Origin of the sequence: Vibrio sp., from assembly GCF_050299255.1 — a bacterium.
Classification (GTDB): domain Bacteria; phylum Pseudomonadota; class Gammaproteobacteria; order Enterobacterales; family Vibrionaceae; genus Vibrio.
On sequence record NZ_JBNKVP010000106.1, the window covers coordinates 1 to 8,231 of the forward strand.

General features: G+C 48.5%; 7 protein-coding genes. 1 reads left to right on the forward strand and 6 read right to left on the reverse strand.

The genetic code is table 11. The features are described from left to right. The coding region (locus ACQY6F_RS17320; protein WP_428776219.1) for a carbohydrate porin at positions 1-525 on the reverse strand (525 nt) is incomplete at its 3' end. 453 nt (positions 526-978) lie between these two features. Between ACQY6F_RS17320 and glgX the strand changes: the two genes are divergently transcribed. Beyond that, positions 979-2,940: a glycogen debranching protein GlgX gene (gene glgX / locus ACQY6F_RS17325; protein WP_428776220.1), complete on the forward strand. Its 1,962-nt coding sequence runs from the start codon at positions 979-981 to the stop codon at positions 2,938-2,940. A 41-nt stretch (positions 2,941-2,981) separates the two neighbouring features. Here the strand turns inward: glgX and ACQY6F_RS17330 are convergent, their stop codons facing one another. From ACQY6F_RS17330 to ACQY6F_RS17350, 5 genes are all read right to left on the reverse strand, one after another. Beyond that, positions 2,982-3,710: a sulfite exporter TauE/SafE family protein gene (locus ACQY6F_RS17330; protein ID WP_428776221.1), complete on the reverse strand. Its 729-nt coding sequence runs from the start codon at positions 3,708-3,710 to the stop codon at positions 2,982-2,984. 141 nt (positions 3,711-3,851) lie between these two features. Then, the gene (locus ACQY6F_RS17335) at positions 3,852-4,778 is read right to left on the reverse strand and encodes a Gfo/Idh/MocA family protein (protein WP_428776223.1); all 927 of its coding nucleotides are present in this window, start codon (positions 4,776-4,778) and stop codon (positions 3,852-3,854) included. Positions 4,779-4,875: 97 nt separating this feature from the next. Continuing rightward, entirely contained in the window at positions 4,876-6,168 is a 1,293-nt protein-coding gene (locus tag ACQY6F_RS17340) for an ATP-binding protein (protein ID WP_428776226.1), read from the reverse strand. Between the two features lie 12 nt (positions 6,169-6,180). Further along, positions 6,181-6,867, reverse strand: a complete 687-nt coding sequence (locus tag ACQY6F_RS17345) for a response regulator (RefSeq protein WP_428776227.1) — start codon at positions 6,865-6,867, stop codon at positions 6,181-6,183. Positions 6,868-7,094: 227 nt separating this feature from the next. Further along, positions 7,095-8,219: a hypothetical protein gene (locus tag ACQY6F_RS17350; protein ID WP_428776224.1), complete on the reverse strand. Its 1,125-nt coding sequence runs from the start codon at positions 8,217-8,219 to the stop codon at positions 7,095-7,097. Positions 8,220-8,231 lie beyond the last annotated feature (12 nt).

Here is an 8,231-nt window from a genome sequence, read left to right on the forward strand (position 1 = left end):
ACCCGTTGATGAAGTACTACTGTCACCACCATCTTGGATTAACGCTAGAGAGAGCTTTTGATTGCCTACAGACAGGTTCTCGATACCCCCACCGGTCCCTGAGGTGTTCAGGAAGTAAAAGTCTGTGATGTGGATATCTCGACGTTGGTAGTAGGTTTTACCTGCCCAAAGTGTTGCGTCCTTATCGTTGGAGAGCAAACCTTGCGCTTTCACGGCAAACTGAGCGATGTTCACTGGGTTGTCGTTTTCCCAGCCTCTGTTACCTTGGTCACCGCGAGCAATCATGGATTCGATTTTCCAAATCTGTTCCGCACGTTTAAACTCCTCGCGGAAGCCAAACTCATAGTAGTTGTCGTTTTCATTACCCAAACGACCGATACCGGCTTTGTCGACAGCTACATCACCAGTACCCGATGCACTTATGCCGGTACCGGCGCGAAAGTAACCATAGAAATCAACCGCCAGAGCTGATCCAGCAGCAAGAGATGCGGCCACTGCTGTAGCTAGAACACTTACTTTTTTCATCATTAACTCCATTGAGATATTATTGTATTGTTCCTAGTTCCCCCAATCAGCGCCCACCAATTCCGCTACAGGCAAATCTGTACAGGGAGAATATGGGATATATTCAGCGCTTGGATATATCCGCGTTTACTCAAGTGAAGTCTAGACTACTCAAGGGCTGACCAGCTGAAATTCTCATATTTCGATCTAAATTTGAGCTGTGAGAGAGTGGATCAGGCCTTTTACAGCATGATATTCATTTATTTGAATCACATTTTTTAGAGATGGAAGTTAAGTTAAATACTCTAGAATGCGGGTGTAAATATTACTTAGATCACGGTTTAAAGTGCAACAATGTAGGTCATTTCAAAAACAAAACATACGGAATAATTTGACGGGGCGCTTGACCAAGGCAAGACAAAGCATTTAACTATAACTTCATTAATTAAAATAACATCGTATCATTGACATATAATGAAGTGCTCTCGCCCATACCCACTAGGTGCGACTTTAGACGGTTCAGGTTGTAACTTTTCCGTTTACGCGCCAGACAATAAGTCGATCAAACTGGCTTTGTTTGACGACCAGGGTCACTATAAGACCTACCCACTGGATAATCGCTATGCCGGTGTCAAATACACCTATTTGAAAGAGATCAAAGCTGGCCAAAAGTATGGCTTCATTATTGATATCGATGGTGAACCTCACTACATCTCTGACCCATACGCCAAGGCAATCGATAAAGAGTTGACGTATCAACTGCCTTTCAACTCGGCAAAAAGTTTTCAGTTGGCCAAATGTGTGGTCACAGACGACCAGTTCGATTGGCAGCAGGTTCCCAAACCAGATCTGGCCAGAGATGAAATGGTGCTGTTTGAAACCCACGTTAAAGGCGTAAGCAAACTTAACCCGGAAGTTCCCGCCAACCAGCAAGGCAAATACCTCGGTCTGGTAAGCGAGGCAATGTTGAACTTTTATCGCCAGCAGAACATCAACGCGATTCAGCTGCTGCCCATCGCCGCCTGCATGCATGAGCCGCATTTGCTCAACATGGGAAAAGTGAATTACTGGGGCTACAACCCATACCTGTTTATGGCTCCTGACCCAAGATACGCTGGCCAGGACGCTGTTACCGAACTGAAAACCGCCATCCGAGAGCTGCATCGTAATGGTATTGAAGTGATTCTGGACGTGGTATATAACCACACAGCGGAAGGTGGTGCAGAAGGGCCGGTCTTTAACCTTAAAGCGCTGGATAAGCACTATTACCTCAAACACGCCTCTCACTACGCCAACTTCACCGGCTGCGGCAATACGCTGGATCTTTCCCATCAGGCGACGCTAAACCTGGTGATGGATACCCTGCGCCACTGGGTGAGTGAATACCAGATAGATGGTTTTCGTTTTGACCTGGCCGCCACATTGGGCCGCCATGGTGAACATTTCAGTCGTGACGCGGCGTTCTTTAAAGCCGTCGCCCAGGATCCAGTTCTAAAACAGGTCAAATTGATAGCAGAGCCCTGGGATATTGGCCCACACGGCTATCAGGTGGGGAATTTCCCGTTTGGCTGGAGTGAGTGCAACGACCGGTTACGTGACAACATCCGCAGCTTCTGGCGCGGTGACCACGGCTTTCTGAAAGAGTTTGCCACTCGCCTGATGGGCTCGCGTGATCTCTATAGCGCTTCGATGTGGCCTTACAAGTTAACCGTCAATTACATCACCTATCATGACGGCTTCACCATGCAGGATTTAGTCTCCTACAAGCATAAGCACAATGAAGCGAATGGCGAAAATAACCGTGATGGCCATGGTGATAACCGCTCTGAAAATTACGGCGTCGAAGGTGACACCGACAATCCATTGATCGTGGCGATTCGTGAAAAACAGAAGCGCAATTTCATGGCCACGTTATTATTTTCCTTTGGCATACCGCACATATTGACCGCCGATGTGCTGTCGCACAGTCAACGAGGCAACAACAACGCTTATTGTCAGGATAACGAAATCAGCTGGCTCAACTGGAAGGATTCTGAAACCAAGTCAGCCTTTAGGCAGTGGCTTGCCGAGATGGTCTCTGCCAGACAGAAATACATGGTGCCTTTTATTCGGGCGTTCAGCGGAGAAAAACGTAATCACAACCGTATACACTGGTACCGGATAGACGGCACCGTAATGGCCCATGAGGACTGGAATCAATTAAGTTCGGTGGCACTGCACCTCGGCATCAGCAAATATGGTCAGGAGCTGTTTTACTGCATTAACCAGACCAATGCACCGGCCAGATTTACACTGCCGACCAAAAACGGCCAGACCTGGACTATGATCTGTAATACCGACTCTCACGCCCTGCACGAGAGTATTGACCACAAACAGGTGCTGATAGCACCGACATCAATGGCGATCTTTCATTTCCAGCCCAATGGTATCAGCTAAATTAGCCATGTTATAAACGGCGGCCCAGGCCGCCATTTTATTTAGCTCAGCCCTTGCCAGACCGCTGTCAGACCACTCAGGCAACAGAGGATTAACGCGCCATAGCGAATTTTCTCCGTGGGCAGAGCGGCTGTGGTGGCCAGCGCCAGACGATAGCCCAACCAGGCGGCAGGAACTAAAGGGATGGTTATCCAAACATGGTGCAGGGTTAGAAACCCGGCCGGCATCTGGATTAGCAGTGAAATAAACGAGCTGAAAACAAAAAACGCTGACAAATTTCCGCGTAGCCGGCTCGCTTCCTGATGTTGCAGCAACAGCGCCATCGGCGGCCCGCCAATACCCGAGCTGGTACCAAAAAAGCCGGAAAAGAACCCCGCTACGGCCATGCGGGTTGGGGTAGGTTCAATTCGGACCGGCATTAAACTTACTGCGACGGCAAACAGTACCAATACTCCCAGCCACAGCGACAACATGCTGGCCGACACCATAACCAGTAACACCCCACCGGCAATAGAGCCAGGCACCCGGCCGATCAACGCCATTTTCAAACCGCCTATTTCAACGCTGTCACGGTGCTTAAGCGCATTCAAAAGTGAAATGAACAGTGCCACCAAACAGATAGGTGCCGGAACGTAATCTGGAGAGACCTGAAACAGCAATGGTGCAGAGACGATCGCCAGTCCAAAGCCAATCGCTGTCTGAACAAAAGAGCCAATAAAGATGAGTAGCACTGCAATCAGTGCTGGTGAAGAGAACCACTCCGAGATCATGACCGCCAACTTGTTGTGAACTTCTGAGCAGCTAATGATAAACGAAATTAATAGCAACCAATACCAAATGTGATCGGCAGCAATAAATTACTTATACGGGACGGGCTACCGTTAGCGTGGCGCACGGCGGCCTGATATCCACTATAGATCGGTTAAAATCCGCTCGCACAGAGCTTCTGCCAGTTGGTGGCTGGCAATATTACGCTCTACCGTTGCAGGCTCAATGTAGCCCTGTCTGACCACCCGAATCCAATCGAGAATCATGGCTTCAAACCCTTTACTGCTGAGCATTGGCGTCCAATCCGGCAGTGCGATCTCGCTTTGGTTTCGCTCACTCCAGCAGCATCCCTGGCTAAAAGAATCGAACTGATAGGCGCGATTTTGATAGCTCACATTAACTCTTTCCAACGTAGTGCCAAACTGGCGGTTCATAACAGCCGAAAGTAACGTGCCCTGATGTTGCCACTGCACTTCCAACGCCGCCAGTTTCTGACCATCTTTACGCCAGTGGACAAAGACATCTTGCAAGCGGCTTTGGGCATTGAGATTGACACTATCCAGCGGGTGAATAAAGTCATCGAAAATGAAAGTACGTACCTCTCCCGGCAAATCAAAGCGGTGCTTTTCCCAACGTAAAGAGGTTATGGCACCAGTCTGCCCCTGCGCCATTTCGGGGATATGCTGATTAAACAGGGGAACATGACGGCGATTAAAACCAACGTACAGCGGCTGGCGATAGCGCTCGGCCATTTCATACAGGTTCTCAACTTCTGCCGCGTTATCAGCTAGTGGCTTATCAACAAACGTGGCAATGCCGTGAGCCAGAAAGTACTGCGCCAACTCGGCATGTACCGACGTTGCGGCGTGGATCATCACTGCATCGATCCCCATCCCGGGCAGGTCACGGTAATCCGGACAGAACTCAACCACCCGATAACGAGTTGCCAGTCGCTGCAATGTGGTAGCGTCACGAGTACAAAATACCGGTTGGATGCCCTCTAACTGAGTGATGATGGGCAGATAGGCTTTCTGGGCAATGTCTCCCAAGCCAATGATGGCGATTTTCATAATTGCTGGATTCCCTTCGTGCTTGGCGCGAATATTCGACGGCTTAATATTAACATAGCCAATCACATCAGGATCGAGGCTGGACAATTATGCAGGCTTATTCCACCTCACAGGGTACCGATAAGCTAAACTTCGCCCCGCCGAGAACACTGCGACTGACCTCCGCTGTGCCACCATGTTTTTTGACTATCTGTTTCACGATAGCCAATCCCAGCCCAAAACCACTGGTCGCCTTGTTGCGAGATTTATCGGCGCTATAAAAAGCGTCAAACAGGTGTGGCCAGTCTTTTTCGTCCACCCCTATGCCATCGTCTTCTACCCGAAACACGATCTGTTGATGCTCTTCCGAGACCTGAACGCGAATTTGACTTTGCGCATAGCGCATCGCGTTACGTACCAGGTTATCCAGAGCCCGCTTGAACAGACTGGCGTCTAACGGCGCGGTCAGTAAATCCGATTGGCAATCAATAACGATGGCTTTGTCACAGTCACGCTGCCACTTGGATTGCTGATCCAGTAACCAGGGAGCAATTGTCACGTCACTGTATTCTATCGTCGTTTCAGGACGCTCCATTTTGGCGTGGTAGATGAGCTCTTCAATCATATCGCCCATTTCGTCGGCATCATCAATAATGTCATTGACCAGTTGCTGCTGCTTAGGGGTTAACTGCGTACCCGCCAGCATATCTGCCTGCCACTGCATACGGAAAATCGGTGTACGCAACTCATGCGCCACGGCGTTAGTCAGCATACGGTTGGCACTGATGAGGTTGGATATCCGATCCGCCATCAGATTGAAACTTTTGTTCAGCGTCCCTACAGCAACAGCGCTGGACGTCTTGGCTCTCACCGACAGATCCCCCTCAGCGAACGCCAGAGTGCACTTTTCCAGAGCCCTGGCGCGCCGGCTGATAAACCAGATCAGTATCGCGCAATAGACCGAAAAACCGGCCAGAAAGAATAGCCAAACCACATTGTCATCACGGAAAATAGCGCGTCGCAGTGGCGTGTCTTCATCTTCAGTAATCCGGTAGATTTTGGAAGTCTGATCAAAGCGAAACCACAATGCACGATCATCGTCAAAGATCACCATTCGGTCTGGGTGACGCTGAAATTCAAACAGAATATCGATGGGCACCGCCGAGCGCAGTACAGGGGTAAATTCCTGACGGGTGGTGTAGGTATAATTTTGCATCGCCTCTTCTGCCGCTTTGACGCCAGAATCGCGATAGGTTGGATAAATAAGAGCATGCAGCGCTTCCGCTTCATAATCGTCCAGGACGAAATCGTAGTCCGTGGTCAACTGATAGATGGTCAGTTCATAACTGAATAGCGCGAGAACAAAAGCCAAAATTACGCCCAGAAACGCTTCCAGGTAAATACGCCACATGCTCAATGGTTACTACTCCCAGGCATCAGGAACAAATAGGTAACCTTTACCCCTGACAGTCATAATTTTTCGTGGTGGCGAACTGCAGTCACTCAGCTTTTTCCTGAGGATAACAATTCGGTTATCAATAGTGCGATCCAAGCCATCGTATTCAATACCGCGAATGGTTTTGGTCAACACCTCGCGGGATAACACTTGTTCGGAGTGACTGGCCAGTTGCCAGAGCAAATCAAACTCACCATCGGTCAGCGGTACTTCGTCACCGGCCATGACACACAGTTTCTTGATTTTGTTGAGCGACAGCTTACCAAATGAGATCGAGTTATCATCATGGCACTCGCCATGCGAATCAAAGCGGCGCAGTAACATGCGAACCCGTGCCAACAAAACTCTTGGTTTGATGGGCTTGTTGACAAAGTCATCGGCGCCCATTTCCAGTCCGGCAACATGGTCGAAATCATCGTCACTGGCGGTCAACATCAGGATCTTACCCGAATAATGGTCCCTCACCTGGCGACAGATAGCCAGACCGTCCTGACCGGGTAACATCAGATCTAGAATAACAATATCCGGTTGTTGCTCGATAATTAAATTAGGTGCATCCGTGCCATTATTCACCGTGAAGACCTCGAAGCCCTGGGAACTGAAATAGTCCCCAAGCATCCCTTGCAGCTTCTCATCGTCTTCTACAATGACCATTTTTGGCGTGTTCACATTTAAATCTCGTAATTTTTATGATTGTTAGAGAAAAGATCGGAACAATATACCGATTTTTTTTTCTTTACAATTTGAAACACGCGATAAAACCCACACTTTGTTTCATGATATAGTGACAGAAATCACACATTGACCATAAACATCCAGTACCTGTAAATACACACAGGCAATACCCAAGGTTAACCTACTCAACCACACACATAAAATTTCTATTTAGCTGGCTTAACTACGAACTCATTGACCAGACGGTATTGTTCGGTTTCTGACCTGGACATGTAATGGATACCGTGTGCCGGTGCTGCATTGATCGTATACAGATAGAAAGGAACGCCTTTATCGGCCAACATTTGCGTAAAATAACTTGCCTGGCGATAGTGGCCGATGTCCTGATAAGGCATTTCTGTCGCCTCTTGACTCGTTTCATCATCGTACCAACTGTGAACTCCCAGTCTTTCACTACGGCTAATGTCTTCATTCGGCTCGGCCAGCTCAACGGTTCGATGGTATCCGGCACTGAACAGATCCACCCCTCCAGAAGCGACCTGCCCGGTGTAACTCAGGTAGGTGTCGACTTTTCTCTGACGTAACAACATACCAGTGAACATGTTAATTTCATCATCTACCGAGCCGCTTATAGAATTTTCTATCACCAGCACTGCCTTTTTATTAGGGTATTTATCAAGTACTTGCTTGAGTGAGAGGTAGCTGGCGGTTCCCAGACTCCCAGGCTGCTTTGTACCACCAAAGAATTCAAACACAGGATCAAAAGCAGAATAACTGGTTAATCTAAGTTCAGTATTTTCGTTTGATTTAAGAGGATCGACTTTGAACATGATACTGCCAAACGCATCGATATATTGCGCATCCTGTTTTGCCGTGAAGGTTACCGTTTCACCATTGTCCAGATGGGTAGTGTATCGCTCTCCGTTCGGCTTTAACTGACAACTCGTATTGCTACGAAGATAGCCTACACCTTCAGGTAGCAGCAGCTCACATTCAGCCTGTTGTTCAAACACGGTTTCAAAGCCCTTGACCCGCAACACCACTATATGGTCACTGGAGTTAGCGAGCATAATCAATAGATCTAAGCGTGTGTCCCCGTTAGGTAAGTCGACTTCTCCCACCTCCGAAGCCAAGATACGGTCATAACTTTGTCCATCATACTGTATCGATACCGCGCGCATTAACTCTTCTCGTGGCTGCAGCACTTGTTGCAATTGTTCTGCATTAAAAGGGTAATCCGTTGCCGGAGCTTGTGGCGACGAGGCTGCACAGACCGACAACGACAATGAAAGTGGTGCGAGCGCCAATACTTGACGATTTAGAAGTGACATAACTTATCCCAG

Coding starts and splice junctions, on each gene's coding strand:
- ACQY6F_RS17345 (WP_428776227.1), bottom strand. CDS start 6,867: ATGGTCATTGTAGAAGACGATGAGAAGCTGCAAGGGATGCTTGGGGAC.
- ACQY6F_RS17340 (WP_428776226.1), bottom strand. CDS start 6,168: ATGTGGCGTATTTACCTGGAAGCGTTTCTGGGCGTAATTTTGGCTTTT.
- ACQY6F_RS17330 (WP_428776221.1), bottom strand. CDS start 3,710: ATGATCTCGGAGTGGTTCTCTTCACCAGCACTGATTGCAGTGCTACTC.
- ACQY6F_RS17350 (WP_428776224.1), bottom strand. CDS start 8,219: ATGTCACTTCTAAATCGTCAAGTATTGGCGCTCGCACCACTTTCATTG.
- ACQY6F_RS17335 (WP_428776223.1), bottom strand. CDS start 4,778: ATGAAAATCGCCATCATTGGCTTGGGAGACATTGCCCAGAAAGCCTAT.
- glgX (WP_428776220.1), top strand. CDS start 979: ATGAAGTGCTCTCGCCCATACCCACTAGGTGCGACTTTAGACGGTTCA.